32 protein-coding genes and 1 tRNA gene are annotated in these 23,335 nt (G+C 67.4%); 27 read left to right on the top strand and 6 right to left on the bottom strand.

Annotation, left to right across the window (positions count from 1 at the left end; all coding sequences use genetic code 11):
- Positions 1–48 precede the first annotated feature (48 nt).
- The 18 genes from ACH492_RS22165 to ACH492_RS22080 all read left to right on the top strand — a co-directional run bounded on the left by ACH492_RS22165 (position 49) and on the right by ACH492_RS22080 (position 14,717).
- Positions 49–468, top strand: coding sequence for a hypothetical protein (locus tag ACH492_RS22165; protein ID WP_398989064.1), 420 nt, complete (start codon positions 49–51; stop codon positions 466–468).
- A gap of 12 nt (positions 469–480) precedes the next feature.
- Positions 481–927 carry a hypothetical protein gene (locus ACH492_RS22160; protein ID WP_398989062.1) on the top strand — a complete coding sequence of 149 codons (447 nt, stop codon included), beginning with the start codon at positions 481–483 and terminating at the stop codon, positions 925–927.
- A 103-nt stretch (positions 928–1,030) separates the two neighbouring features.
- Positions 1,031–1,393, top strand: coding sequence for a hypothetical protein (locus ACH492_RS22155; RefSeq protein ID WP_398989061.1), 363 nt, complete (start codon positions 1,031–1,033; stop codon positions 1,391–1,393).
- A 37-nt stretch (positions 1,394–1,430) separates the two neighbouring features.
- On the top strand, positions 1,431–2,477 hold the full coding sequence (locus ACH492_RS22150; protein WP_398989059.1) for a hypothetical protein: 1,047 nt from the start codon (positions 1,431–1,433) through the stop codon (positions 2,475–2,477).
- On the top strand, positions 2,477–2,878 hold the full coding sequence (locus ACH492_RS22145) for a hypothetical protein (protein WP_398989057.1): 402 nt from the start codon (positions 2,477–2,479) through the stop codon (positions 2,876–2,878). The genes ACH492_RS22150 and ACH492_RS22145 overlap by 1 nt, the downstream gene beginning before the upstream one ends.
- On the top strand, positions 2,875–3,330 hold the full coding sequence (locus tag ACH492_RS22140) for a hypothetical protein (RefSeq protein ID WP_398989055.1): 456 nt from the start codon (positions 2,875–2,877) through the stop codon (positions 3,328–3,330). The genes ACH492_RS22145 and ACH492_RS22140 overlap by 4 nt, the downstream gene beginning before the upstream one ends.
- A complete protein-coding gene (locus tag ACH492_RS22135; protein ID WP_398989053.1) occupies positions 3,330–4,076 on the top strand; it encodes a hypothetical protein in 747 nt (248 codons plus the stop codon). The genes ACH492_RS22140 and ACH492_RS22135 overlap by 1 nt, the downstream gene beginning before the upstream one ends.
- Entirely contained in the window at positions 4,076–4,522 is a 447-nt protein-coding gene (locus tag ACH492_RS22130) for a hypothetical protein (RefSeq protein ID WP_398989051.1), read from the top strand. Before ACH492_RS22135 ends, ACH492_RS22130 begins: the two co-directional genes overlap by 1 nt.
- Positions 4,523–4,549: 27 nt before the next feature.
- Positions 4,550–4,969 (top strand): hypothetical protein, encoded by a 420-nt coding sequence (locus ACH492_RS22125; RefSeq protein ID WP_398989049.1) that lies wholly within the window; start codon positions 4,550–4,552, stop codon positions 4,967–4,969.
- Between the two features lie 27 nt (positions 4,970–4,996).
- Positions 4,997–5,398, top strand: coding sequence for a hypothetical protein (locus tag ACH492_RS22120; protein WP_398989047.1), 402 nt, complete (start codon positions 4,997–4,999; stop codon positions 5,396–5,398).
- Positions 5,399–5,538: 140 nt separating this feature from the next.
- Positions 5,539–8,091, top strand: coding sequence for a hypothetical protein (locus ACH492_RS22115; protein WP_398989045.1), 2,553 nt, complete (start codon positions 5,539–5,541; stop codon positions 8,089–8,091).
- Between the two features lies 1 nt (position 8,092).
- A complete protein-coding gene (locus tag ACH492_RS22110) occupies positions 8,093–11,488 on the top strand; it encodes a hypothetical protein (RefSeq protein WP_398989043.1) in 3,396 nt (1,131 codons plus the stop codon).
- 8 nt (positions 11,489–11,496) lie between these two features.
- Positions 11,497–11,940 carry a hypothetical protein gene (locus tag ACH492_RS22105; protein ID WP_398989042.1) on the top strand — a complete coding sequence of 148 codons (444 nt, stop codon included), beginning with the start codon at positions 11,497–11,499 and terminating at the stop codon, positions 11,938–11,940.
- Positions 11,941–11,951: 11 nt separating this feature from the next.
- Complete coding sequence (locus ACH492_RS22100) at positions 11,952–12,893, top strand: N-acetylmuramoyl-L-alanine amidase (RefSeq protein ID WP_398989040.1); 942 nt, start codon at positions 11,952–11,954, stop codon at positions 12,891–12,893.
- Positions 12,894–12,932: 39 nt separating this feature from the next.
- Positions 12,933–13,319 (top strand): hypothetical protein, encoded by a 387-nt coding sequence (locus ACH492_RS22095; protein ID WP_398989038.1) that lies wholly within the window; start codon positions 12,933–12,935, stop codon positions 13,317–13,319.
- Positions 13,320–13,754: a hypothetical protein gene (locus ACH492_RS22090; RefSeq protein WP_398989036.1), complete on the top strand. Its 435-nt coding sequence runs from the start codon at positions 13,320–13,322 to the stop codon at positions 13,752–13,754.
- A complete protein-coding gene (locus tag ACH492_RS22085) occupies positions 13,744–14,097 on the top strand; it encodes a hypothetical protein (RefSeq protein WP_398989034.1) in 354 nt (117 codons plus the stop codon). Before ACH492_RS22090 ends, ACH492_RS22085 begins: the two co-directional genes overlap by 11 nt.
- A gap of 125 nt (positions 14,098–14,222) precedes the next feature.
- Complete coding sequence (locus tag ACH492_RS22080; RefSeq protein ID WP_398989032.1) at positions 14,223–14,717, top strand: hypothetical protein; 495 nt, start codon at positions 14,223–14,225, stop codon at positions 14,715–14,717.
- Positions 14,718–15,044: 327 nt separating this feature from the next.
- Here the strand turns inward: ACH492_RS22080 and ACH492_RS22075 are convergent, their stop codons facing one another.
- The gene (locus tag ACH492_RS22075; protein ID WP_398989030.1) at positions 15,045–15,248 is read right to left on the bottom strand and encodes a hypothetical protein; all 204 of its coding nucleotides are present in this window, start codon (positions 15,246–15,248) and stop codon (positions 15,045–15,047) included.
- 323 nt (positions 15,249–15,571) lie between these two features.
- On the opposite strand from ACH492_RS22075, the gene ACH492_RS22070 reads away from it, so the two are divergent.
- Complete coding sequence (locus tag ACH492_RS22070; RefSeq protein WP_398989028.1) at positions 15,572–15,955, top strand: DUF6221 family protein; 384 nt, start codon at positions 15,572–15,574, stop codon at positions 15,953–15,955.
- On the opposite strand, the gene ACH492_RS22065 is transcribed toward ACH492_RS22070, so the two are convergent.
- Positions 15,952–16,125, bottom strand: a complete 174-nt coding sequence (locus tag ACH492_RS22065; RefSeq protein WP_398989026.1) for a hypothetical protein — start codon at positions 16,123–16,125, stop codon at positions 15,952–15,954. The genes ACH492_RS22070 and ACH492_RS22065 overlap by 4 nt on opposite strands.
- Positions 16,126–16,134: 9 nt before the next feature.
- The gene (locus ACH492_RS22060; protein WP_398989024.1) at positions 16,135–16,332 is read right to left on the bottom strand and encodes a hypothetical protein; all 198 of its coding nucleotides are present in this window, start codon (positions 16,330–16,332) and stop codon (positions 16,135–16,137) included.
- 121 nt (positions 16,333–16,453) lie between these two features.
- Here ACH492_RS22060 and ACH492_RS22055 point away from each other — a divergent pair, with 121 nt between their 5' ends.
- Both ACH492_RS22055 and ACH492_RS22050 read left to right on the top strand, forming a co-directional pair.
- The gene (locus tag ACH492_RS22055) at positions 16,454–16,831 is read left to right on the top strand and encodes a hypothetical protein (protein ID WP_398989022.1); all 378 of its coding nucleotides are present in this window, start codon (positions 16,454–16,456) and stop codon (positions 16,829–16,831) included.
- 65 nt (positions 16,832–16,896) lie between these two features.
- A complete protein-coding gene (locus ACH492_RS22050) occupies positions 16,897–17,382 on the top strand; it encodes a hypothetical protein (RefSeq protein ID WP_398989020.1) in 486 nt (161 codons plus the stop codon).
- A 35-nt stretch (positions 17,383–17,417) separates the two neighbouring features.
- Here ACH492_RS22050 and ACH492_RS22045 read toward each other — a convergent pair whose 3' ends face one another.
- A complete protein-coding gene (locus ACH492_RS22045; RefSeq protein WP_398989018.1) occupies positions 17,418–17,648 on the bottom strand; it encodes a GntR family transcriptional regulator in 231 nt (76 codons plus the stop codon).
- 334 nt (positions 17,649–17,982) lie between these two features.
- On the opposite strand from ACH492_RS22045, the gene ACH492_RS22040 reads away from it, so the two are divergent.
- Entirely contained in the window at positions 17,983–18,153 is a 171-nt protein-coding gene (locus ACH492_RS22040) for a hypothetical protein (protein WP_398989016.1), read from the top strand.
- Positions 18,154–18,292: 139 nt separating this feature from the next.
- Here ACH492_RS22040 and ACH492_RS22035 read toward each other — a convergent pair whose 3' ends face one another.
- Both ACH492_RS22035 and ACH492_RS22030 read right to left on the bottom strand, forming a co-directional pair.
- Positions 18,293–18,628, bottom strand: coding sequence for a helix-turn-helix domain-containing protein (locus ACH492_RS22035; protein ID WP_398989014.1), 336 nt, complete (start codon positions 18,626–18,628; stop codon positions 18,293–18,295).
- Positions 18,629–19,045: 417 nt separating this feature from the next.
- Positions 19,046–19,117: transfer RNA gene (locus ACH492_RS22030), tRNA-Val, on the bottom strand.
- Between the two features lie 205 nt (positions 19,118–19,322).
- Here ACH492_RS22030 and ACH492_RS22025 point away from each other — a divergent pair.
- From ACH492_RS22025 to ACH492_RS22005, 5 genes are all read left to right on the top strand, one after another.
- Positions 19,323–20,111, top strand: a complete 789-nt coding sequence (locus tag ACH492_RS22025; protein ID WP_398989012.1) for a DUF4097 family beta strand repeat-containing protein — start codon at positions 19,323–19,325, stop codon at positions 20,109–20,111.
- 71 nt (positions 20,112–20,182) lie between these two features.
- Positions 20,183–21,559 carry a hypothetical protein gene (locus tag ACH492_RS22020; RefSeq protein WP_398989010.1) on the top strand — a complete coding sequence of 459 codons (1,377 nt, stop codon included), beginning with the start codon at positions 20,183–20,185 and terminating at the stop codon, positions 21,557–21,559.
- A gap of 198 nt (positions 21,560–21,757) precedes the next feature.
- The gene (locus ACH492_RS22015) at positions 21,758–22,327 is read left to right on the top strand and encodes a DUF4383 domain-containing protein (RefSeq protein ID WP_398989008.1); all 570 of its coding nucleotides are present in this window, start codon (positions 21,758–21,760) and stop codon (positions 22,325–22,327) included.
- 62 nt (positions 22,328–22,389) lie between these two features.
- Positions 22,390–23,034 (top strand): FadR/GntR family transcriptional regulator, encoded by a 645-nt coding sequence (locus ACH492_RS22010; protein WP_398989006.1) that lies wholly within the window; start codon positions 22,390–22,392, stop codon positions 23,032–23,034.
- Between the two features lie 71 nt (positions 23,035–23,105).
- The gene (locus ACH492_RS22005) at positions 23,106–23,333 is read left to right on the top strand and encodes a zinc ribbon domain-containing protein (RefSeq protein WP_356224756.1); all 228 of its coding nucleotides are present in this window, start codon (positions 23,106–23,108) and stop codon (positions 23,331–23,333) included.
- The last annotated feature ends 2 nt before the right edge of the window (positions 23,334–23,335 follow it).

The raw sequence follows: 23,335 nt of genomic DNA, 5'->3' as shown, positions 1-23,335 counted from the left end.
CGGGCCGATCCGAAACGGCATTAACCCCCCGTCAGGAAGGCAAGAACCATGGATGGACTCGGAAGGGTCTTCAACGTCGTCGCTGTCGCCGACGACGTGTACGTCCCCCTCAAGGACGCCGCCGCTGTCAGCTTCGTCTGCCACCTCGCCGCCGGCGACACGTTCACCGTGACGTCCGCAGCCAGTGCAGGCGGCTCCGGCTCGGCGGTGCTCGCCACCGTCGACCACTTCTACGACAGCACCGGCACTGGTGGCGCGTGGTCGGCGGAGACGCAGGCCGCCGCGTCGACGGTCGTCAACGCTGGCACCGCCGGGCACGACTGCTCGGTCTTCACGATCAACGAGGCTGAGCTGCCGGACGGTCACACGCACGTCAAGGTCGCGTCCACGTCGACCGGCACTGTCGTTGCGATCCTGCACGACCTCAAGGTGCAGCGTGCGCCTGAGAACCTCGCGGCTCTGGTCTGAGGGGGCTGACTCATGACTGCCATCATCCAGGGCTCCCAGCTGCGCACGCTGCTGCTCGGTAGCACCCCGGTCTCCAAGGCCACCGGCACCCTCGACGAGGATGTCACGCCGAGCCTGTTCACTATCGCTGGTGGCGAGGTTCTGATCACCGCACTGTGGGCGAAGGTGACCACGGCGATCACCGTGGCGAACACCGTCACCATCCAGGCCAACCCGACGACCGGTGACACCGCGACGATCGTCGCGGGCGACCTGGGCACCGCGGACACCTTGGCTGGGACCGTCATCGGATGGGAGCCGGACAGTGCCGCGTTTACGCGGAATGGTCCGCCTGCCCAGGCCGTGGTGTCGACCGGCACTGTTGAGATCGACTCCGCCGGGACCAACGTGGACGGGGCCATGACGGTCTACTGCACGTGGGTGCCGCTGACCGACGGCGCGACGCTGGTGGCGGCCTGACATGGCGGCGCGGGTGTGCACGGGCTGCACCACCGTCTATGCGGTGGGCGCTGCGTGCTGCCCGCACTGCCGCTCGGTCGACTCCATCGAGCAGGGAGAAACCATGCCGAAGATCACTCGCCATGGCGGGGCGTCCAACGCCCACGCCCCCGAGACAGCCGGTGCCGCTGAATCCACCCCCGCCGAGGCGGCACCGGCCCCAGATCGCGTCCTGCACTTCGACAAGGAGCTGAGCGAAGAGGAATACGCCGCGCTCAAGAAGCAGGTAGAGGGAGGTGACCAGCCATCAGCTGGGACCAGCTCCTCTCCATCCTCCGAGAAGCCTCCGACGAGTACCGAGCCGAGCGAAACCGCCGCCCCGAAGCGTGCCCCCAGGACGGCGAGCCGCTCCAAGAAGGGCCAGACGGGAAGCTCTTCTGCCCGTTCGACGGATGGCGAGAAGACGGACGCATCGCCTGACAACTGACCACCAACAGCGAGCAACGGAAGGGAGGTGAACGGAGATGGGCGTGCTGTATGCGACCCGCGAGGAAGTCAAGGAAGCACTCGACTTCAAGGAGACGGCCCGCGCGAACAGGCAGATAGACCGCGCCCTCGAGGCCGCCTCACGCAGCGTCGAGGCGCTGTGTCACAGGCGGTTCTACCCCGAGGTCGCAACCCGCCTGTTCGACTGGCCCAACGGGCAGCACGCGCGTCCGTGGCGGCTCTGGCTCGACGCCAACGAGCTCATCTCCGTCACCGCCCTCTCCGCCGGCGGGGAAGTCATCGCGTCGACTGACTACTTCCTCGAGCCCAACGAGTACGGACCGCCGTACAACAGGGTAGAGATCGACCTCAGTTCGAGCTCGGCGTTCGGCGGCGGCGACACGCACCAGCGCAGCATCTCCATCTCCGGCCTGTTCGGCTACCGCAACGACGAGACGCAGGTCGCCGACCTCGACGGCGGCATCACAGCCAGCGCGACCAGCATCGACGTAGCCACCGCCCCAGGGATCGGCGTCGGCTCCCTCCTGCGTGTCGACTCCGAACGGATGCTCGTGACCGAGCGGCTGATGAAGGACACGTTCGTCGACCTCACCGTCGCCCTGACCGCCAGCAACGCCGACGTGACCCTGACCGGTGTATCCACCGGCTTTTCTGTCGACGAGGTCATTCTCATCGACTCGGAGCGGATGCTCATTGTCGACAAGTCACCGACCGCGCTCACTGTGAAGCGTGCCTGGGACGGCAGCGTCATCGCCGCCCACAGCATCGGCGCCGGAATCAACGCCCTGCGCACCCTCACCGTCACCCGCGCCGCACTCGGCACCACAGCGGCCACCCACTCCAGTGGGGCCGACGTCTACCGCTGGGACCCGCCCGGCCCGGTGCGCACCCTCGTCGTGGGCCAGGCGATCAGCACGCTGACGTCCGAGCAGTCCGGCTACTCCAGGGTGAAGCGCAGCGGGGAAAGCACGGGCGAGCGGGCCCGCGACACCAGCGCCATCTCGGTACTCCGAGACCAGGTGTACGACTCCCACGGCCGCAAAGCCAGACTGCGGGGCGTGTGATGCCCGACTTCCAGATACGCGTCAACGCCACCCGCACCGGCCCATTCAGGGACGGCCGCTTCCAGCGCGCCGCATCCCAGTACAGCGACGCCCTCAACTACGCCGTCGCCGAGCACGGCGAGAAGCTCGTCAAGACACGCCTGAACCAGGTGTTGAAGAAGCAGACCCCGTACTACCGGCTCCGCATCACCGTCCGCCGGAACCGGGGGGGCTACGAAGTCACCGACCAGGGCGTCATCTACGGGCCGTGGCTCGAGGGCACCGGCTCCCGCAACGCGCCTGTCACACGCTTCCGCGGCTACGCCACCTTCCGACGCGTCAAGCCGATCGTCGACCGTGACGCGAACCGCATCGCGATCCAGCTCCTCAACCGCTATCAGGCGAGGGGGCTCCTGCGATGACCCTCGCCACCCGCAACATCATTGACGCCGTCGTCACCCACGCCATGAGCCTCGGCAAGTTTGAGCAGGTCAACGCACACGAACCGAAGAACGCCCCAGGCAACGGCTTGCACTGTGCGATCTTCGCCGACCGGATCGGCAGCGTCCGATCATCCGGACTCGACTCCGTCTCGGCGCGGGTCACGTTCAGCGTGCGGGTCTTCGAGTCGATGCAGGCCGAGCCGGCAGATGACATCGACGTGGCGATGCTCGATGCAGTCGACGCGCTGATGGGTGCCTACGCGGCCGACTTCACCCTTGGTGGCCTTGTGCGCCAGGTAGATCTGATCGGTTCGGACGGCCCTGGCCTGGAAGCGATCGGCGGCTACATCACCGTCGACGGCATCGAGTTCCGGGTGTTCACGATCACGCTTCCGCTCATCGTCAACGACCTATGGACGGAGGCTCCCTGATGGCCAAGCAGTCAGGACTTGGGGACAACCTGTACGTGGCGGGCTATGACGTCTCCGGCGACATCGGCGCGGTCAACTCGATCGCCGGCGGCCCTGCTGTCCAAGACGTGACCGGCATCGACAAGTCGGCAATGGAGCGGATCGGCCTGGTCCGCGACGGACACATCGACTACACGGCGTTCTTCAACCCGGCGACCGACCGGGCGCACGACCGCCTGTCGCTGCTCCCCACCACCGACGTGATCGTCAGCTACTTCCGCGGCACTGCCCTGGGCGGCCAGTCGGCCTGCCTGGTCTCGAAGCAGATCAACTATGACGGGACCCGCGCTGACGACGGGGCGTTCACGTTCACCGTGCAGTCGCAGGCCAACGGCTACGGCCTCGAGTGGGGCACGTCGATGACGGCGGGCAAGCGCACCGACACCACGGCCACCAACGGATCGAGTGTCGACTTCGGCACTGGATCGACAGCCTTCGGACTACAGGCCTACCTGCATGTTTTCAGCTTCACGGGTACCAGCGTCACCGTCAAGTTGCAGGAGTCCTCGGACAACGGGGCCGGGGACGCCTTCGCTGACGTGACCGGAGGCGCCTTCACCGCGGCGACGGGCATCACCAGCCAGCGCATTGAGACCGCCCGCGGTCAGACCGTCGAGCGCTACCTGCGGGTCGTCACCACCGGCACGTTCTCCAACGCCGTGTTCGCCGTGACGGTGAACCGCAACGACACGGGGGTTGTCTTCTGATGCGCGACTTGAACCGGTCGGCGGAGCGTCACCTTCTGCCCGTCACCTCCTACCAGACCTTCGAGATCAACGCCCCGGCTGCGACGCACTTCCGCAAGGGGACGTGCGTCGAAGCCGAATGCCCCCACTACCTCAACGGGTGGCGGACCCGCGTCGAGGGCCTGCCGCCCGAGATGCTGCATGCGGCGAAGACGTCGGGCCGCCGCTTCCGCGAGGAGCACATCGCGGAGGGCGAGACGTGGCTGGTGTTCGAGGCCGGGCAGCCGTGCTTCCGCGCCTCCCAGCACCGGGTGCGTATCGAGCGGCCGGAGTTGTACATCGCCCGCGCCGGGGACTCGCGGGGCAATCCGAACGGCCAGGTCACCCGGCACACCAGGCCGGAGCACTGGGTGGAGCAGTTCGCCGAAAACCAGGACAACCTCGCCACCGTCCAGCAGCGGGGCTAACCAACCACCCGAGAGGGAGTGATCGTTATGGCCAAGGAGTCAGGCCTCGCCTGGTCGGCGCTGTCGATCGACGACAGCAGCGGCAGCCTGCAAGACATCCGCAACGACATCACCAACTTCGCCTTCGCCACGCCGCGCGCAGTGCAGGACATCACCGGCATCGACAAGAGCGCGATGGAGCGGCTGCTGCTCCTCGCCGACATGAGCGTGACCCTGAACGGCGTCTTCAACGACGCGGCCAACAAGTCCCACGTGGTCCTCAAGACGGTGCCGTCCACCTCGGTAGGCCGCCAGATCACCCTCACCGTGTCGGGTCAGACCCTGGGCACCACACCGCAGGTCGAGCTGTTGTTCACGGACTACGCCATGACCCGCGCAGACTCCGGCGAGCTGACCTGGTCCGCACCCGGTGTCCTTTCAAATGGCGAAATTCCTACGTGGTCCTGATCCACATCTAGTGAAGGGGGTGCCCGCATGGCTGGCTACCGGCACAAGAGGAAGCGCATCAACATCAAGTTCGAGGAGCCGCACGAGTACGCCGGCCTCGAGGTCTGCCTCCGTGGCACGAACCTCGGTGAGTTCCTCGCGCTGCGTGGCATCGGCGACGTCGACCTGTCCGACATCGGTGACCAGCTGAAGCGCTTCGGCGAGTCGCTGATCTCATGGAACCTCCTGGAGGAGGACGGCACCCCGGTCCCGCCCACCCTTGAGGCCGTGTACACGCAGGACCAGGACCTGATGTTCGCTCTCGCCTCCCAGTGGATGGACGTTATGGCAGGCGTCAAGGCCCCTTTGGACGAGAGCTCGCCCGCTGGAGAGCCGTCCCTGGAGGCGTCGATTCCGATGGAAAGCCTGTCGTCAAGCCTCGTGAGCTAGCCCACGCGGAGTTGGTCCTCAGTCTCTGCGAACGGTTTCACTGCCTGCCCAGCCAGCTGTACGCCGAGGACCCCGACCTGCTGCGCCTCCTCCTCATCGAGAAGCTCGGCACCCCAGACGAAACCTGACGGAGGTGATCCATGGCCGACGATGTGAACATCACAGTCCGGGTGCGTGATGCGACCGCGGCCGGGATCACTGCCGTCAACCGGTCGATGAACCGGCTCGCAGCAGCAGCGGACTCCACCGACAAGTCGTTCGGCGGGTGGAAGTCGTCGGCTCTGTCGCTGGCCCCCGCGCTGTTGCCGATCGCTGCGGCGACGGTCCCGATCGCGGCGGGGCTGGGTGCGGCGACGGTTGCTGTGGGTGCGTTCGGGGCGGCGATCGGCCCGCAGGTCATGGCCATGGCCGAGGCTTCGGAGGCGGAGAAGAAGTACACCGACGCCGTGGAGCAGCACGGCCGTTCCTCGAAGGAGGCGGCGGAGGCGGAAGTCGCCTACCTGGAGTCGGTGCGGAAGCTGCCCCCGGCTACGCGCACGGCGGCGGCTGGCTTGTCTGTCCTCAAGGACCAGTACAAGGACTGGTCGAACAGCCTGGCCGACGACACCATGCCCGTCGCCACCAAGTCGTTCGCGCTGTTCGGGGCGCTGTTCCCGAAGCTGACGCCGCTCGTGAAGGGCGCGTCGGGCCAGCTCGACCGGTTCATGAACATTGCGGCGGGCGGAATCCAGTCGAAGGGCTTCGACAAGTTCATGGCCTCGTTCGCCGACTTTGCCGAGAAGTCGCTGATGAAGGCCAACACCGGGCTGGTCAAGTTCACGCAGGCCCTGGATGCGGGGAAGGTCGGCGGCGGCGTCAGCGAGTTCATGCAGTACGCCCGCGAGAACGGGCCGCTCGTCGGGGACACGCTGCAGAACCTGGCGCGGGCACTGACGAAACTGGTGATCGCCGCATCCGATGTGGGCGTCGGAATGCTGCAGGTCGTCAACGCGTTCGCGAAGCTGGTGGCGTCGATGCCGACCGAACTGATCACCACCCTGTTGCAGGTGGCGATCGCGTTCAAGGCGGTGCGGCTGGCGTCGGCGGGCATGGCCGTGGTGGGCGCGCACCTGGCGCGGGCGGGGCTGGCGGCGACGGCATTCGGCCGGGCCGCAATGTTCGGTGGGGTGGCGCCGGCGATCCGCGGGGTGGCTGCGTCGATGTCGATGCTGCAGAAGGCGTCGATCGGTTTGGCGGTGCTGGCTGTCGCGGCGATGGCGATCAACGAGTTGGCGGACAAGGCGAAGGGCGCGCCGCCGGATGTCGACAAGCTGACCACGTCGCTAAAGAACTTGAGCACGGCGGGGAAGTTCACGGGCGAACTGCGGGCAACGTTCGGCGACATGGATGGTTTCGTCGCCAAGGTCCAGAAGATGCGCACCGAGTCGGATGCGCTGGACAAGGGGCGGCAGTGGACGAGCCTGACGGGTCTCGGGCCGATCGCAGAGAAGGCCGCCAAGAAGATCGACGAGCTGGCCCGTGGCACCAAGTCGCTGTCGGCGAGCAAAGAGGACTTCAAGGCGTTCGACGAGTCGTTCGCGTCGATGGCCACGTCGGGGCACGCGAGTCTCGCCGCGTCCGAGTTCAAGAAGTTTGAGACGGCGTTGCGGGCGACGGGCATGTCGACGAAGGAGATCACTGCGATCTTCCCTGAGTACACGGCGGCGGTTGCCTCAGTGAAGGCGGAGCAGGAGATCGCCGCGCGGGGGATGGGGTTGTTTGGTGAGCAGGCCTTGTCGGTGCAGGCGAAGCTCAACGCGCAGAAGCAGTCGGCGGACGGGCTCAGGCAGTCCATCCACGCCCTGAATGAGGCGTACCTGATAGCACGCGGCGGGGTGCGCGGCATGGAGGCCGCCATCGACGCAGCGTCGGAGGCGTTCAAGAAAAACGGCAAAACTCTCGACAACAACACGGAGAAAGGCCGCGCGAACAATCAGGCGTTGGACGACCTGGCTGGCGCGACGATGAAAGCCGTGGAGGCGGTACGGGAAAGCGGCGGATCGTGGGAGACCGCCAGCGGCATCTACGCACGTGGCCGCGGGGAACTCATCAAGTCCGCTACCCAGATGGGTCTCACCAAGGAGGCGGCAGCCAGGCTCGCGGACCAGATCCTGAAGACGCCGAACAAGACGGCGTTCCTTCGCGGCAACATGGCGGATCTCCAGGCCAAGCTGACCCACGCCAAGAACCAGCTGTCGCGTGTTCCGGACAGCCGCAGGGCGGAGATCCGCGCGCGGATTGCCCAGCTTGAGGCGGCGATCCGCAAGGCCAAGGGGGAAATCGCGTCCGTCCGGGGCAAGACGGTAGTGATCACCACCGTCCACAGGAGGCTGGAGGAGAGCGCCCAGGGGCCGCTGTTCAAGGCCACCGGCGGCATCATCGGCGCTGCGGGTGGCGGGCCGCGGTCACGGATGACGCTGGTCGGTGAGCAGGGCCCCGAACTGGTCGACCTGGCCCCGGGAAGCACGGTCCGCTCCAATCCCGACACGCGCCGCATGATGGCCGACGCGACCGGCGCTGGCGGCACATCTGTCGTGGAGATCCGCTCGTCCGGATCCCGGGTCGACGACATGCTCCTCGAAATCCTGCGCCGGGCCATCCGAGTCCGCGGCGGAAACGTACAGATCGTTATCGGTGGAAGGACGGTGGGCTGACATGGTCTTTCCCCAGACCCCCCTTGATTCCCGTATCGAAATCCTCGTCAACGGGACATGGACCAACATCACGTCCGACGTGTACTCCCGCGACGGCATCCAGATCAAGCGGGGCAGCTCCAACGAGAGCGCCCAGGTTGAGCCCAGCACCGCGTCTCTGACGCTCAACAACCGCGACGGTGTCTACTCCCCGCGCAATCCAACTGGCACGTACTACGGGCAGATCGGGCGCAATACCCGGGCCCGGATCAGCGTGCCGAACGCGTCAGGTACGTACCTCGATCTCCCCGGCGCCGTGACGGATAGAGCTACGGCACCGGATGCGGCAGCGCTCGGCATCACGGGCGACATCGACATTCGCATCGACATGTCCCTGGACAGCTGGCGGGACGCTCAGCAATTCGCAGGCAAGTACGTTCAGACCGGTGATCAGCGCTCCTGGGTCCTCCAGATGAACGCGAATGGCACCCTCAACCTGGCCTGGACCACGGCTGGCACGTTCGCTTCCCTGCTCGCCGCAACATCCACGCTACCGGTGCCTGTGCCCGGCACGGGCCGTCGCGCCATTCGCGCCACGCTCGATGTCAACAACGGTGCCGCCGGGAAAACGGCGACGTTCTACTACTCCGACACCATCTCCGGATCATGGACGCAGCTGGGTGATCCGGTCACTACCGCAGGAACGACCAGCATCTTCGACAGCACCGCGGCCGTTGAAGTCGGAAACGTTTCCGGGCTGTCCACGCTTTCCATCAGCCCGTTCGGCGCAACGACGGCGACCGTGGGCCGGGTTCACGCCTTTCAGCTCCGGGACGGGATCGGCGGGACAGTCGTCGCGAATCCTGATTTCACGATCCAGGACGCTGGCGACACCTCGTTCGCCGACACGGCATCCTCGCCCAACACGTGGACGATCGCCGGAGCGGCAGCGCTCGACGACCGGGACTACCGCGTCCATGGCGTCATCCCGGCATGGCCCGTCCGCTGGGACACCAGCGGAACCGACGTGTACGTACCTACGGAGATTTCCGGAATCCTGCGCCGCATCGGCCGCGAAACGACTCCATTGCGGTCCACCATGTACCGGGCTCTCGTCACCCTGGTGGACAGCCCGCCGATCGCGTACTGGCCGTGCGAGGACGAATCGGGCGCCACGACTCTTGCCTCCGGACTGCCATCCGGTAGCCCCATGTCCATCCTTGGCACTGCCGAGCTCGCCTCGTCCAGCGTCTTCCCGGGATCGGACAGCCTGCCGAAGATAACTAACAGCATCTGGTCGGCCGACGTCCCCGCCTACGCGGCCTCCAGTGACGGGCAGGTCCGATTCCTGCTATCCATCCCGGCAGCAGGGATGACCAACAACGCGGTCATCTTTCGCTTCTTCACCACCGGCAGCGCCCGACGCTGGGACTTCGTCTACACGACGGCCAGCGGTGGCGGGCTGCAGCTCAAGGTCTACAACAATGAAGGGACGGAGCTCGGCTCCTCGTCTACGGACACCCCGTACAACGGAGAGAACGTTCGTATATCGATCGGGTTCCAGAACAATGGGGCCGATGTCGATTTCGAATGGCGCAGGATGGAGCTCGGCACCACAGTCGAGTTCACGGCGATAGGCTCGGTCGTAGGCGCGAACGCAGGGAACATCACTTCCGTCGTCGTCGACCCTACGGCCAGCGTCGGGGAAACCGTACTCGGGCACATATCGGTACACCCGGAACTTACAGCGCTCGACGACCTCTCCGACGAGCTGAACGCCTACACCGGCGAAACCGCAGGCCGCCGTATCGAGCGGCTGTGCAGCGAAGAGGACATCACGTTCCGCCGGCGCGGTGACCTCGACGACTCCGTAGCCATGGGAGCTCAGCGCCCCAACTCGCTGATCACCCTGTTCAGGGAAGCCGCTGACACGGATGACGGGGTGCTGTACGAACCGCGGCACGTGTTCGGTCTCGGGTACCGTCCGCGCTCTGCGCAGTACAACCAGGAGTACGTGGCCACGTTCGACTACGTCAGCAATGAGCTGTTCGGGTCACTGGCGCCGACCGACGACGATCTCTACACGGGCAACGATGTGACGGCCGCACGGGTCGGCGGGTCGTCGGCTCGCCGCACGCTGGAGTCGGGAGCGCTGTCGGTGCTCGATCCGCCGGACGGTGTCGGCGTGTACGACAAGCAGGTCACCGTGAATGTGCAGTACGACTACATGCTGCCCGACCAGGCCGGGTGGCGCGTCCACTTGGGCACCGTGGATGAGCCCAGGTACCCCGAGATCACCGTGAATCTGGCGAACCCGCGCATCGCGGCCGACGCCACCCTGGCGTCACAGACCCGTGCGTGCGACATTGCCGACAGGTTGGCGGTACAGAACCTCCCGTCATGGCTGCCCCCCGGCGACCTCGACCAGCTGATGCTCGGGTCGACGGAGCTCCTCGGAAACTTCGAGCACCAGATCACCTTCAACTGCGCCCCTGCAGCGCCCTACACAGTCGGCATCGCCGACGACACGGACCTTGGGCGCGCGGATACGGAGGGGGCGGAGCTGGCGGAGGCACTGACCACGACCGAGACCGACATGGATGTGACGACGACCGCCTACCCGCTGTGGACGACGGATGCAGCGCAGTATCCGTTTGATCTGACGGTGGGGGGCGAGGTGGTCACGGCTACCGCGTGCACGTCCTCAGTCCTGGACACGTTCACCCGATCGGTCACCGACGGATGGGGCTCCCCGAATGTGGGCGCGGCCTGGACAAACTCGGGCGGCAGCGCCACGGACTACGACGTCAACGGGACTGTGGGCACACACACGATGACGTCCGTCAGCCTGTCCCGGTGGTCACGGATCCCACAGGTGATCGCAGACTTCGACCTCATCGTCGACGTCGCCTCCAACGACCTGGCGTCAGGGAACAGCCAGTATGTGGGGCTCACTGCCCGCGCCGTCGACATCAACAACCTCTACGTGGCCCGCGCCGAGTTCACCACGGCTGGCGCCGTCATCCTCTCGATCCGGAAGCGGGTGGCCGGCGTAGAGACAGAGCTCGATACGTACACGTCCACTCTCACGCATGTCGTGGATACGTACTACCGCATCCGTTTCCAGGGTGTCGGCTCGCTGCTGCGGGCGCGGGTCTGGGCAGCGACGGGCCTGGAGCAGGAGAACGTCTGGCAGGCAGAGGTGACTGACACCGATCTGGCGGCGGCAGGAAGTCTGGGCGTCCGGTCGATCCTCAACGCGCTCAACACGGACGTGAATCCCGTAATGAAGTACGACAATTTCGCCTCACTGAATCCGCAGACGATCACCGTCACCCGGTCCGTCAACGGCGTCGTCAAGGCCCAGTCAGCTGGTGCGGACGTTCGTCTTCACCGACCCGCCATCGCGGCCCTGTAGGAGGACACATGGCAATAGCAGCCGGTGAGCGGATCACGGCCGCCCGCCTCAATCGTCTTCAGCCTGTCGACTACCACGCTGTGGCGTCGGCTTCACTGACGAGGACCACCGCCACCTATGCGGACATCACGGGCGCGACAGTCACGTTCACGACGACCACAGCGAACGCCAGCTACAGGGTGATCGCGGTCTTCGACTGCGCCGTCGGCACGTCCAGCGCGACGACTGACATGAACGGCCGGATCGACGTCGACGGCGTTGCCGGAACGGGCCTGGCCAAGCATCAGATGGACAACCTTGACCGCGACTCGGTCACGCTGACCGAGAAGGGGACGCTGGCGTCCGCCGGTAGTCACACGATCAAACTTCAGGGGGCTCTGTCAGCCGCCGCCGGATCAGGCACCTTCCAGACGACCACGAACATCCTGGTCATCATCACCGAAGTGGCCTGAGGGGGGCTCCGATGTCCACACCCCTGTCCGCTGACCAGCTCGTGAAGGCTCTCCGCGACGAGGGTCTGACCGTGGTGGAAATCGCCGGATGGCGTACCCACAACCGCAACCACAAGGGGCCGTTCGGTCCGGTGCACGGCGTGATGATCCACCACACCGTCACGTCGGGCACCAGCAACTCCGTGGCCCTCTGCTACAACGGCCACTCTGATCTACCCGGACCGCTGTGCCACGGCGTCATCGACAAGCAGGGCCGCGTCCACCTCGTCGGCAACGGGCGCGCCAACCATGCCGGTTCCGGGGACGGCGACGTACTCACTGCCGTCGTCAACGAGCTGCCGCTGCCCGCCGACAATCAGGCGGACACCGACGGCAACCGGTACTTCTACGGCTTCGAGTGCATCAACCTCGGTGACGGCAAAGACCCTTGGCCCGAGGTGCAGCTCCTAGCGATCGAGAAGGCGGCGGCTGCGATCTGCCGGGCACACGAATGGTCCGAGCGCAGCGTGATCGGACACCTCGAATGGCAGCCGGGGAAGATCGACCCGCGCGGCTTCACCATGCAGTCGATGCGCGCCCGGGTCGCCGACCGCCTCCAAACCAGCACGACTCCACTCCCGCAGGAGGACGACATGGCCCTGACCGCCGAAGAGCACCGCTGGCTCGCCGAGCTCCGCAAGTTCGCCCTGGACTACCACGGCAAGCTCGCAGACGGCACCGACGACCCTCGCGATGTGTACGACTACATCCGCGGCACGGCCCGCGACAGCGCCGCACTCAAGGCGCAGGTCTCCGCCCTGACCGCGGCGAACAAGACGCTCGTCGACACGGTCGCGCGGCTCGCCGCCGATGTCGGCGACCTCGACCCGACCACCATCGTCCGCGAGCTGACCGCCGCCCTCGAGTCCGTCGAGCTCCGCCTCGAGATACCCGACACCACCCCGACCTCCTGACCCATCCGCGGTCAGGTCATCAAGAAACGGACAACCCCAATGAAGATCTTCGGTCGTGAGCCGGTGTACATCACCGGATTCGTCGTGGTGTTCCTGCAGCTGCTGGCGGCTTTCGGTGTGAAGGTCGACGCGGAGCGGCAGACGCTCATCGTCGCCGCCCTGTCGGCCGGGTTCGCCGTCGTCACCGCAGTGGTTCTGAAGAACGGTGCGGTCGGCGCCACAATCCTCCAGCTCTCGCAGGCAGCGCTCGCTCTGTTCGTCGGCTACGGCCTCGACTGGTCGGCCACCAAGCAGGGCGCCGTCCTCGCCATGGTCGCGGCAGGCGTGGCGATCTGGACGCGGGAGAAGGTCCAGCCCCCGGTGCCGCAGCTGCCGGTGGAGACCCGCTCCCCGCTCGACAAGGCGTCCGCGCCCCGAGGCGTGTAGGTGCCGCGCCGTATCGTGCGGCGGCTGGGTCGTCAGCTCGGCCGCCGCGGGACGATCCTGTCCTGCTACGGCGTTGTGTGGCTGCTCATCGGCTGGGGCCAGCTGGTGCAGCCCCAGCCGGATCAGCGCGGCCTGTCGCTACTGCTGTCGTGGGCGCCGCTGCACGTGTGGGCGTGGTGCTGGATTGCTGCTGGTCTGATTGCTCTTGTGTGCGCATGGCTACCGCCGGGCCGTGACGCTGCCGGGTTCGTCTCCCTGGTGCTGATCGTGGTGCCGTGGATGGCGAGCTATCTCGCCTCCTGGATCCTCGGGGTCTATCCCCGGGGCTGGGCGGCGGCAGCTGTATGGACGGCCATCACCGTCCCGATCATGGTGGTGCTGGGGTGGCCCGAGCCTCCCCGCCGGAAAGAAGCAGGGCCTCCCTATGAATCCTGAGACCTTGGCGTCGATCGTGGTGTCGACCCTCACTGTGGGCGCGGGCGTGTACGCGACCCGGTCCGCGCGCAGGACACCCCGCCAGGACAAGAGGGACGATCTCGCGCTCGCCACGGACCTCCTTGAGAAGGATGTGGCGCGGCTGGAGAAGCGCGTCGAGAAGGGCGAGGTGGAGGTGGAGAAGTTTCGGGAGCGCATCTCCGACTTGGAGGAGGCGAACAACTGGCTCCGCGGGCGGCTGCGGGATCTCGTCGGCGCCTTCCGGATCCGCGGCGATGAGCCGCCGGCACAGCGGCCCATGTCGGAGCGTGCGGCCCGCGTTTTGAACGGCATCGAACTGTGAGAACTGGAGTGCGATAGTCGGCGTGTCGTCCGCGCACGAACGGTCACTGTTCCGTCACGCCGGTTCCCCGTGGCGTCTGTGGGCCGGATGATGCGTCCCAACATCCGCACGTCCTTGGGGGGACCATGCGCGCCCGTACCGTCATCACCGCTTTGCTCCTAGCCGCCGCGGCTACGGCCGGCTGCTCGAACGCTGGGGACGCGAAGCCGACGAAAACAGTCACGTCGACCCCTGCGTCCCCAGCTGCGGCGGCGACCGCTGCCACCGGCGACCTCGCACCGATCTGGACACCGAAGCTCGACGCTGCCGCCGGCCCCAATGCTGAGGCAACCGGCGCCTGTCAGACGCCGAGCAGCAGCGAATGCGCCCGATACATCAAGGAGATCATGGTCGTCGTCGACGGCGTCGATGCCGCGATCAACAAGACTGGCAAGCGATATCCGCAGTCGACAGCGCAGATCGTGAAGATGCGGGACGCCCAGAAGGTGTACACCGACGAGGGCTGCGAGGGCGATCCGGCAGCAGACGACCCCAACTCCCGGTGCCACGCAATCATGACGATCACTGTCGGGCCCGCCACACTAGGCATGACGCTCATGACCGACGACCTCACTTCCTGATACCTGAGAGCGGCACGACTAAGCCCCCATCGCTTCGGCGGTGGGGGCTTCTTGCTGTCTGCGGGGTCTAGCCCCCAGGCGCTCCAAGGTGTGGGTGCGGCCATCGGGAGGCCCGAAGGCTTCAACCCTCGAGGGGCAGTGCGAACTGCCGATGGCCGCGCGATCACCGTAAGCGGAACACGCCCTCTTGTCAGCCCTCGTGCAATCGAACTCGATCGCGACGTCTAACTCCCGCCCCGTCGTCAGCGCCGCGTGCCACACTGAGTCCGCTGTCCCCGTCGCCTTGCGCCCCGTCTCTGCCCCCGTGGAGGCGGGGCGCTCGCGCTGTCAGCGGCCGGGGTAGTCCAGATCCTCATGCGCTTCGGGGAGGGCCCGATGCCCCTCGGACCAGGCGTTCACCCAGCCGCAGAGGGGGCAGGCGTACCGGCCGTCGATGCCGTGGACTTCGGTGCCGCACTTCTTGCAGTCGGTGCGCGTGATCTCGGTGCCGGTGAGTGTCGCCTCCGGGGCCGTCTCAGGCCGTGTCGTCATGCCCGGACCTTATCGTCGCCGTGGTGGCCGGGGTGATGCCGCTGGACCATCCGCAGTTCCCGCAGCTCCAGCCGCCGCCTGGGCCCTGCGCGGTTGCTGCTCCGCAGCTTGGACAGTTCACGTTGACCTCCCTCGGGGGACTGAGGACGTCGTACCCGCTTGCAGATCCTGCACACGCCCTTGACGCCCGCCCTGTTGTCAGCGCCCGCCCGTACCATGGGCTCCAGCCACATTCGCGCCTCTGGCTGCGGCGCGCTTCTCGATCCCGCCCGTCGGCCCCACGGGGACAGCAACGACGGGCGGGACGGAACGTTGGAGGACACGTGGAACTCGCCGACTTCCTCAAGGCGCGGCTCGACGACCTCAAGGCTGCGCTCCTCCAGTACCGCGACGGCCACGACGGGCCATGCGTCAACTTCGAGGGCCAGGACCCGGCGCACTACAGCGAGTACGACTCCTGCGCCCTGCACCTGAAGGCGGCCGAGGCGAGCCCATACCGGGACGTTGCGTTCGGGCTCGCCGAGGTCGAAGCCAAGCGGCAGATCATCCGGTGGCACTACCGGAGACCCGGCCCGAAGTGGGACACACCAGAAGCGAAGGGCTTCGAGTGCGCCACCTGCGACCAGCAGTTCCCGTGTACGACGCTGCGCTTGCTCGCCCTGCCCTACGCCAACCATGAGGCGTACCAGCCGGAGTGGAAGCCCTAAGCCGCGAGCTGCTGCTCGGCCCGTACCGCCTCAGCCCACTCGACGAGCAGCCGCTGATACCGCTCCGGGTCTGTCGGCTCGACCGCACCCGGCGGGAACAGTGCGCGTATCTCCGCGTTCACGTCGGCAGCGGGGCGCACGGGGCCACGGTCGGCAGGAGTCGGGGACATGCCGCCATCTTAGTGGCGGGCACTGTCAGTTGGGCTCGGCGTTCCGTGCTCGCGGCGCTTCTTCTTGACCCAGTCGTGCATTGCTTCGACGAGCGCGTCGGAGGGGCTGCGTTCCTCTGCTGCTGCCAGCTCTTCGAACTCGTCGCGGAGTGGCTTGGGTGGGCGGAAGCCCATGACCTTGGTCTCCCCGGTGGCTGGTCGCCCCATCGTTCCCCCTCGGTTTGTGTTTAACAGAATCTAGCATCCACCTGGCGTGACGGGTTGACAAGAGTCACGGCCTGAGTCATTCTTGTTAAACAGAAACAAGCGGCAAGCAGGGGAGACGAAAATGACCAAGGGCCAGCAGTTCGCGAAGCGGATGAGGAACAACCTCGGCATCGGCACCCGCACCCGCCGCATGCGCCTCGGCCGCGACCTGCACGCGGAGATCCTGGAGTGCATCACCAACAACGCCTGGTACCCCGGCTACTACACCGGTGACCGTGCCGAGCTCTTCAGCCTCGCCTACGGCCCTTGGATGGCCTACGACAAGCACATCGCCGGACACCGCACAGACGGCAACCTCACCGCCCACATCAACGGCCTGTCGCCCTGGCAGTTCTGCGCGCTGCTCGGCCAGATGATCGACGCCGACATCACCAACGCCGGACAGGGCGAACGGTTCTTCGCCGACATGGCCCGCAGCCTCCACGCCCAGGCCGCCTGACCGCCCCCAGCCCCGCCTTGTGCGGGGCTTCGACCGAACCACACCAGCCCGCAAAGGAGAAGGGCGTGCTGAAGTGCGCGAAACAGCTCGAACTCCCCGTCCACGACACTCCCACCCGGAAGCACGGCAGCGAACGCCCGCACGCGTCCGGCCCCACTCAGCAGGGGCCTAACCGGTCCGTGGCGCAGCCCGAAGACCGCGCCCTGCGCAGGATTGCGGCGGCCCGGATACGGGCGGCTGCTCTTCACCGAGAAGAGCGGGCGAAGCTGACGCCCGAGCAGATCGCCGATCGCATGACCTCACTGGCGGACGCCCGAATCGCTCTCTGTGTGGCGCAGGGGAATGCACTCGATGACATCGACTCCGCCAGCGGATACAGCCTGAGCCGTGAGTCCTACGAGCGCGTGCGTCAGTCGTGGCGTAACCAGGCCAAGCAGCCCGGCTGGAGCGAGTACCTCCGACCGGACCTGGAGAAGGCCATTGCCTACTGGTCCGAGCGCCGTCCGGAGTTCACCGAAGGCGACGACTGGCTGAGCGACCTGATCCAGTAGCAATCAAGCCCCGCCTCGTGCGGGGCTTCGGCATGTCAGCGGTCGGCGACGAACGTGCCGAGCCCGACCTCACTGCGCACCAGGCCCTCGGCCTTCAGGTGGGCCATGACCTTCTGTGCCGTGGACGCCGCCACCTGGAACTCGGTCGACAGCTCGACCACCGACGGCACGCGGCTGCCGGCAGGGTAGGTGCCGTCGTCGATCCGGGCCACGATCACCTCGGCGATCTGCCTCCATACGGCCCGCGTCCGGTCAAGATCACTCATGCGGTTGACGCTAGGCAACTGCACTACACCGCGCGACCGCAGTACAGTGCGGTATACCTCGGTACACCGAGCGCAAAGAACCTCCGAGCCCGCGCGAACGGACCCGGAGGTGAAGCCGACTGAGTGGAGTCGACATGGCAGATTCTAGAGACAGCGCCGCAGCAGGCACAGGGACCAGCCGACGGGACTGCGCCTACTGCCCCATGTCAGGCGCCGACGTATGCGTGGGAGTCATCCCCTCCGCCTCCGGCTCGGGCCACTCCGTATACGCCCACCAAGCGTGCGCCGACGCTCGTGGCCTGCGCGCCATCGACGAGCAGACAGGGCAGCCGTCATGACCGCGCAGCCGTACACCACCCGGGGCCGCGTCGTCATCCCCTGCTACTGCTGGATCCGGAAGCCCGGCACCGAGACCAGGTGCACCCTCGAGCCCGGCCACGACGGGCCGCACTACTTCCACATCGGATTCACCGAGTGGCCCAACCGCGGGCCCGAACCCCAGTAGCGCCCGCCCGCTGCCGACGGCGGTGACACAGGCGGCGGGCGGGTTCATGTCAGGTGTGACGGCTGTGACATTACTGTTGCGTAGCGCCAGGGTTCGATGGTCAACTCTCCGGGGACCTGACTCCCAGGTCAGCAGCCGTCTATCCGAGGAGATCCGTCACGTGGACATCGAGAGCGCGGGCGATGAGGAGCAGCTCGGCAAAGCCGGGCGCGGACACGGCGTTCTCGTACCGCTGGATGGTGCGCCGATCGAGGCCGGTGAGCTCGGCAAGGTCGTCCTGTGAGTAGCCCCTATCGCGGCGGAGTGTGGCGATCCTGTGGCCGAGCGTTACGCAGGCAGTGAGGATCCAGGCGGGTAGTGGGGTACGGCGGCGAGGCACTCGACAAACCGTCTTGGTCTGTCGATCATGAGTCAGTACCAAAGTTGTCGCTTCCCGGTGCTCCGCCGGGGTAGTGATGCACCTCCCGTCACTCATACGGTTCAGCCCTACGGCCAGCTGGCATATGCCGCAGGGCCGCAGGTACGGTACAGAAATCGAATGCGTGTTCACTCGAACGAGTGAGTGACCCCTGGTGGACACGCTCGTTGGACATGTAGAAGAACCGTTCCCCCAAGAACGTGCCGGGGGTGCGGGTGTACTGGCCCTACAGCCAGCGCCCCTCGGCACAAGGCGACCCCCCTCCGTAGAACTGAGGGGGGTCGCCGCTATATACGCGCCCTGCCTGCGCTTTCCCTCATGATCCGTTGGGGGATTTTTAGGGGACGGCGCCGCGTACTAGGACTGTAGCCAGACTGTGTGAGGCGGTAGTGAGACTGCATAAAGAACGCAGAAGCCCAGGTCGAGCAATGCTCTGACCTGGGCCTTTACTGACCGGGTCACTGGTCAGCGCGGTGGGCGCGGACGGTTTCGAACCGCCGACATCTGCTTTGTAAGAGCAGCGCTCTACCCCTGAGCTACGCACCCGTGGATGAGGGAACAGCGTACATGGCGCAGGGGGCCGCCCTGCAAACCTGTTCCCCTCGTCTCGTCGCCCCCCTCCTTCCGGGTACGGGGGCTACCCCCACCCCCGAGACGGTGGTCGCCCGGATCGTTCCCCCACCTGCGAACTCCTACCTTGGGGGCACATCGGCAGAACTGCTCCGCCGAACTACCTGGGGGAACGATCACCGTGGCCGCACTCCGCACCCGCACCCGCCGTATTCGCACTCGCTCGCTCGTCGCCGCCACCGGCGTCGCCCTTGCCGCGGGCGCCCTCACCGGGTGTGGCAGTGCCGATGCCGGAGACGCCCCCGTCCAGAGCAGGTCGTTCCCCCTCGCCGGGAAGGCCCTCACCATCGACTCCGACGACTCCGCCATCGAGCTCGTGACCGCCGACGTCAACGAGGTGCAGGTGACCCGGCAGGTCGACGGGTGGGTGTTCATGGGGAACGGGCCCGAGGCCACCTGGAAGATGAAGGACGGGACGCTGACCCTGCGGGTGAAGTGTGATGCCGTGGCCAGCGACTGCGAGGCGCGGCACACCGTCAAGGTGCCGCGCGGGGTTGCCGTGACCGTGGAGGACGACAACGGGAGCGTCACCGCCAGTGGGTTCGACACCGCGCTGAAGATCCGCTCCGACAATGGCGGGGTGACCGTGCGGGACTCCAGCGGGCCGCTCCGGGTCGACAGCGACAACGGGGCCGTCGTCACCGAGCGCGTCAGCTCCAAGACCGTGAGCGTCCGGTCGGACAACGGGTCCGTGCGGCTCGGGCTCGTCGCCGTGCCCGATCGGGTGGAGACCGTCAGTGACAACGGCGGGATCACCATCGAGCTGCCGGGCGCGGGGGCTCCGTACGCCGTGACGGCCAAGAGCGACAACGGCGGAGTGGACATCGGCGTGCCGACCGACGACAACAGCTCTCACGTCGTCAGGGCCCGCAGTGACAACGGCAAAGTCACTGTGCGAAGCGCGAACTAACAGGCCCGTGTGTTCGTCATTACCTGGTGGGAGAATGAACCGGGCAGGGCGAGACGGCACGGGAGAGGGATGTGACGGCGACACACGCGCGGCCTCATGCAAGAGGGCAGGCGAGTGCCGTCCGGGATGTCCTCGCGCTGATGCTGCTGCCTGTGCCGTTGATCGTCGCTGCGCTGCCGGGCGCGTTCGCCGGCGGGGGGACTCGGCGCTGGTTCGGCGGGCGCGGGGAGAGCCAGCGGGCCGATGCGCAGGCCGCGAAGGACGCCGCCGCCGCTGCCTTCTACGAGCTGGACACCGCCCAGCGCGATCTGCGGATCTCGATCGAGACGATCTCGGCGGTGGACAGTTCGCCGGGGGCGCGCCGGGCCGTGGAGGACTTCGCCGCGCTGGGGCGGCGGATCGACGAGGTGAGCCATCGGTACATCACCGCCGTCGACGCGCACGACCTCGACCGGGACGGCCTCGAAGCCTCCGTCGCCGCGCACGCGCGGGGTGAGCTCACCAGCGCCAAGGACGAGCTTGTACGGGTCAAGGGGGACCTCGACCGGTTTGCGCAGGGGCTCGGGCCGCTGCTCGACAAGGCGGAGACTCAGCTCGCCCGGCTCGCTCCCGCCGTGGAGCGGGCGAGACAGGCTCTCCTTTCCGCGAGCAATGCTCTCGATTCGGCGCGGGGCTCCGGTTTGCGAGCGGACGATCTCGCGGCTCGCCTCGCCGCCCTCGCCCCCGAGCTGACCCTGCTCAATCAGGGCGCCGGGCGGCACGGCGTGGCCGAGACCCTCCAGCGCGCCGACCGCGTGCTGCGCGATGCCGAAGCCGTACGGGCCGAGGCCGAGCGGCTGCCCGAGCGCGCCGCCGAGACCGACAGGCGCCTGGTGTCCCTCCGTACACGCGCGGAAGCCCTCACCAACCGCGCCGGATCCGTCGAGCCCGTCCTGAGCGAGCTGCGGCGGCGCTTCTCCGCCGCCTGCTGGCAGGATCTCCAGCCGGTGCCCGAGCAGGCGGCGATCAGCGTCCGCCAGGCCGAGGAGAAGCTCCGGGAGGCGGCCAAGGCACGCGACGAGCAGCGGTGGGCGGAGGCGACGGCCCTGCTCAGTACGGTGCGGGCGCTGCTGAACACCACCGATGAGGCGGTCTCCGCGGCCGGCGACCGGCTGCGGCGGCTCAATGCCGTGGCCAAGGATCCGCAGCAGGAGATCGACCGGACCCGGTTCGCCATCCGCGACGCGCAGCGCCTCGCCATGGCCGGGCGCAACACCCCGGATCCGCGTCATGCGCGGCCGCTGGACGACTCAGTGGCCCGGCTGGAGCGGGCCGTCGCCGGGCTCGAGGGCCGGCACCCCGACTACTGGCACTTCCTGATGGAGACCGAGGCTGTACGGCGCGCGGTCGCGCGCGTGGTCGAGCAGATCCGCGAGGAGCGCGGCGCGGGCGGCACCGCCGGCGCCTGAGATCCAGCGCCGCCCGACACCCTGCTCCCGGGACACTCGGCCCTCCGCGGGGGCCTGAGGCTTCCCGCCGCCGGGCACCCCGGCACGCGGCCCCCGCGCGGCGGGGTGCCCGGCCATCCCGGACGCCCTCCCTGGTTGTCCGGCCGCGCCCTCGGGCGGATCCTTGGGGGTACGAGTACGTACAAAGGGAGCCCAGACATGGCAACACACGTACCGCACCCCGAAACCACCCGCCGCATCAGGCTCGACGAACATCTCCCCGTCGACCATCGCCTCAGCCAGGTCTACCGCGTGGGCGCAGGTCTGATGGGTCTTGTGCTGCTCGCCTTCGGCATTCTGGGACTGATCGACAAGATCGGCTTCTTCGACACCAGCGGTGACACCGTCGCGGGGCTCAACACCAACGGCGCACTGAGCGTCCTCTCCATCTGCGTAGGGGCGCTGCTCTTCGCCGGGATGATCATCGGCGGCAACTTCGCCTCGACCGTGAACATGATCCTCGGCGTCGCCTTCATCCTCAGCGGCTTCCTCAATCTCGCCCTGCTGGAGACCGACTACAACTTCCTCGCCTTCCACATCCAGAACGTGCTGTTCAGCTTTGTGGTGGGCGTGATGCTGATGTTCTTCGGGATGTACGGGAGGGTCAGCGCGACGCTGCCGCACGACAACCCGTACTGGAAGGCCCGCCACCCCGACCAGGCGGACCAGGAGCAGCGCGCCCAGCGGCGCGAACGGGGTGAGGTGCTACGAAAGGGAGCAGGCGAGTAGAGGCCGGCACGAGCAACACCGGCTACGCCGCCTACGCGGGCCGCGGGGTGCACGGGGCCGCCGTGGAGGCTCTCGCCCGTCGGATCTTCGACGGCACCTACGCCGAGGGCGACCCGATCGATCTGCCGCAGCTGACTGCCGAGCTGGACGTCAGCCAGGCCGTGCTGCGCGAAGCGATCAAGGTGCTGACGACGAAGGGCCTTATCGACGCCCGCCGGCGGCGCGGCACGTTCGTACGGCCATGGGACGACTGGAACCTCCTGGACACCGACGTACTGCGCTGGACGCTTGCCGCCGGTGCGTCGGCCGACTTCTTCGCGGACATGCTGGAGCTGCGCCGCTCCATCGAACCGGCCGCCGCCTCCCTCGCCGCCGAGCACCGCAGCGAACAGGACCTCGCCGCGCTCGACGCGGCGCTCGACGCGATGCGGGCGGCCGGGGACGATCCGGTGCTCGGCGTGCGCTCGGACGCGTCGTTCCACACCGCCCTGCTGGCCGCCTCACGCAACCGGTTCTTCGCGCAGATGCGCCGGGTGATCATCCCGGTGCTCATCGAGCGCGACCGGCGCGTGCACCTGGCGGGGACGCCGGAGGATCCGGTCGGCGTGCACGCGGCGGTCGTGGAGCGGGTACGGGAAGGGGACGTGGACGGCGCGTACATGGCCACGCTCGAACTGCTCGACCTCGCGATGCGCGAGCACCCGTAGCGCGACCACCTGCAAAGCGCCGCCGGTAGAGCGCCACCCGCCAACCGCCGCGCTGCCGATAACCTGAGGCCATGCCTCGTTACGAATACCGCTGCCGCAGCTGCGGCGACACCTTCGAAGTGAACCGGCCGATGGCCCAGTCCTCCGACCCGGCGAGCTGCCCGGCCGGCCACGAGGACACCGTCAAGCTGCTCTCGGCCGTCGCCGTCGGCGGTACGAAGTCCGCGCCCGCGCCCGGCGCAGGAAGCGGCGGCGGTGGCGGTGGCGGGGGTTGCTGCGGCGGCGGCTGCTGCGGCTGAGG

Origin of the sequence: Streptomyces sp. NPDC019443 (assembly GCF_044389785.1) — a bacterium.
Classification (GTDB): Bacteria; Actinomycetota; Actinomycetes; order Streptomycetales; family Streptomycetaceae; genus Streptomyces.
This window is presented reverse-complemented; position numbering and strand designations above follow the sequence as displayed.

Excerpts from the sequence above, each read along its gene's own strand:
- ACH492_RS22140 (WP_398989055.1), top strand. The coding sequence starts at position 2,875 with ATGACCCTCGCCACCCGCAACATCATTGACGCCGTCGTCACCCACGCC.
- ACH492_RS22130 (WP_398989051.1), top strand. The coding sequence starts at position 4,076 with ATGCGCGACTTGAACCGGTCGGCGGAGCGTCACCTTCTGCCCGTCACC.
- ACH492_RS22060 (WP_398989024.1), bottom strand. The coding sequence starts at position 16,332 with ATGGGGCGACCAGCCACCGGGGAGACCAAGGTCATGGGCTTCCGCCCA.
- ACH492_RS22150 (WP_398989059.1), top strand. The coding sequence starts at position 1,431 with ATGGGCGTGCTGTATGCGACCCGCGAGGAAGTCAAGGAAGCACTCGAC.
- ACH492_RS22095 (WP_398989038.1), top strand. The coding sequence starts at position 12,933 with ATGAAGATCTTCGGTCGTGAGCCGGTGTACATCACCGGATTCGTCGTG.
- ACH492_RS22155 (WP_398989061.1), top strand. The coding sequence starts at position 1,031 with ATGCCGAAGATCACTCGCCATGGCGGGGCGTCCAACGCCCACGCCCCC.
- ACH492_RS22015 (WP_398989008.1), top strand. The coding sequence starts at position 21,758 with ATGGCAACACACGTACCGCACCCCGAAACCACCCGCCGCATCAGGCTC.
- ACH492_RS22160 (WP_398989062.1), top strand. The coding sequence starts at position 481 with ATGACTGCCATCATCCAGGGCTCCCAGCTGCGCACGCTGCTGCTCGGT.
- ACH492_RS22110 (WP_398989043.1), top strand. The coding sequence starts at position 8,093 with ATGGTCTTTCCCCAGACCCCCCTTGATTCCCGTATCGAAATCCTCGTC.
- ACH492_RS22105 (WP_398989042.1), top strand. The coding sequence starts at position 11,497 with ATGGCAATAGCAGCCGGTGAGCGGATCACGGCCGCCCGCCTCAATCGT.
- ACH492_RS22115 (WP_398989045.1), top strand. The coding sequence starts at position 5,539 with ATGGCCGACGATGTGAACATCACAGTCCGGGTGCGTGATGCGACCGCG.
- ACH492_RS22135 (WP_398989053.1), top strand. The coding sequence starts at position 3,330 with ATGGCCAAGCAGTCAGGACTTGGGGACAACCTGTACGTGGCGGGCTAT.
- ACH492_RS22055 (WP_398989022.1), top strand. The coding sequence starts at position 16,454 with ATGACCAAGGGCCAGCAGTTCGCGAAGCGGATGAGGAACAACCTCGGC.
- ACH492_RS22035 (WP_398989014.1), bottom strand. The coding sequence starts at position 18,628 with ATGAGTGACGGGAGGTGCATCACTACCCCGGCGGAGCACCGGGAAGCG.
- ACH492_RS22120 (WP_398989047.1), top strand. The coding sequence starts at position 4,997 with ATGGCTGGCTACCGGCACAAGAGGAAGCGCATCAACATCAAGTTCGAG.
- ACH492_RS22065 (WP_398989026.1), bottom strand. The coding sequence starts at position 16,125 with ATGTCCCCGACTCCTGCCGACCGTGGCCCCGTGCGCCCCGCTGCCGAC.
- ACH492_RS22100 (WP_398989040.1), top strand. The coding sequence starts at position 11,952 with ATGTCCACACCCCTGTCCGCTGACCAGCTCGTGAAGGCTCTCCGCGAC.
- ACH492_RS22040 (WP_398989016.1), top strand. The coding sequence starts at position 17,983 with ATGACCGCGCAGCCGTACACCACCCGGGGCCGCGTCGTCATCCCCTGC.
- ACH492_RS22145 (WP_398989057.1), top strand. The coding sequence starts at position 2,477 with ATGCCCGACTTCCAGATACGCGTCAACGCCACCCGCACCGGCCCATTC.
- ACH492_RS22085 (WP_398989034.1), top strand. The coding sequence starts at position 13,744 with ATGAATCCTGAGACCTTGGCGTCGATCGTGGTGTCGACCCTCACTGTG.
- ACH492_RS22080 (WP_398989032.1), top strand. The coding sequence starts at position 14,223 with ATGCGCGCCCGTACCGTCATCACCGCTTTGCTCCTAGCCGCCGCGGCT.
- ACH492_RS22125 (WP_398989049.1), top strand. The coding sequence starts at position 4,550 with ATGGCCAAGGAGTCAGGCCTCGCCTGGTCGGCGCTGTCGATCGACGAC.
- ACH492_RS22165 (WP_398989064.1), top strand. The coding sequence starts at position 49 with ATGGATGGACTCGGAAGGGTCTTCAACGTCGTCGCTGTCGCCGACGAC.
- ACH492_RS22075 (WP_398989030.1), bottom strand. The coding sequence starts at position 15,248 with ATGACGACACGGCCTGAGACGGCCCCGGAGGCGACACTCACCGGCACC.
- ACH492_RS22005 (WP_356224756.1), top strand. The coding sequence starts at position 23,106 with ATGCCTCGTTACGAATACCGCTGCCGCAGCTGCGGCGACACCTTCGAA.
- ACH492_RS22045 (WP_398989018.1), bottom strand. The coding sequence starts at position 17,648 with ATGAGTGATCTTGACCGGACGCGGGCCGTATGGAGGCAGATCGCCGAG.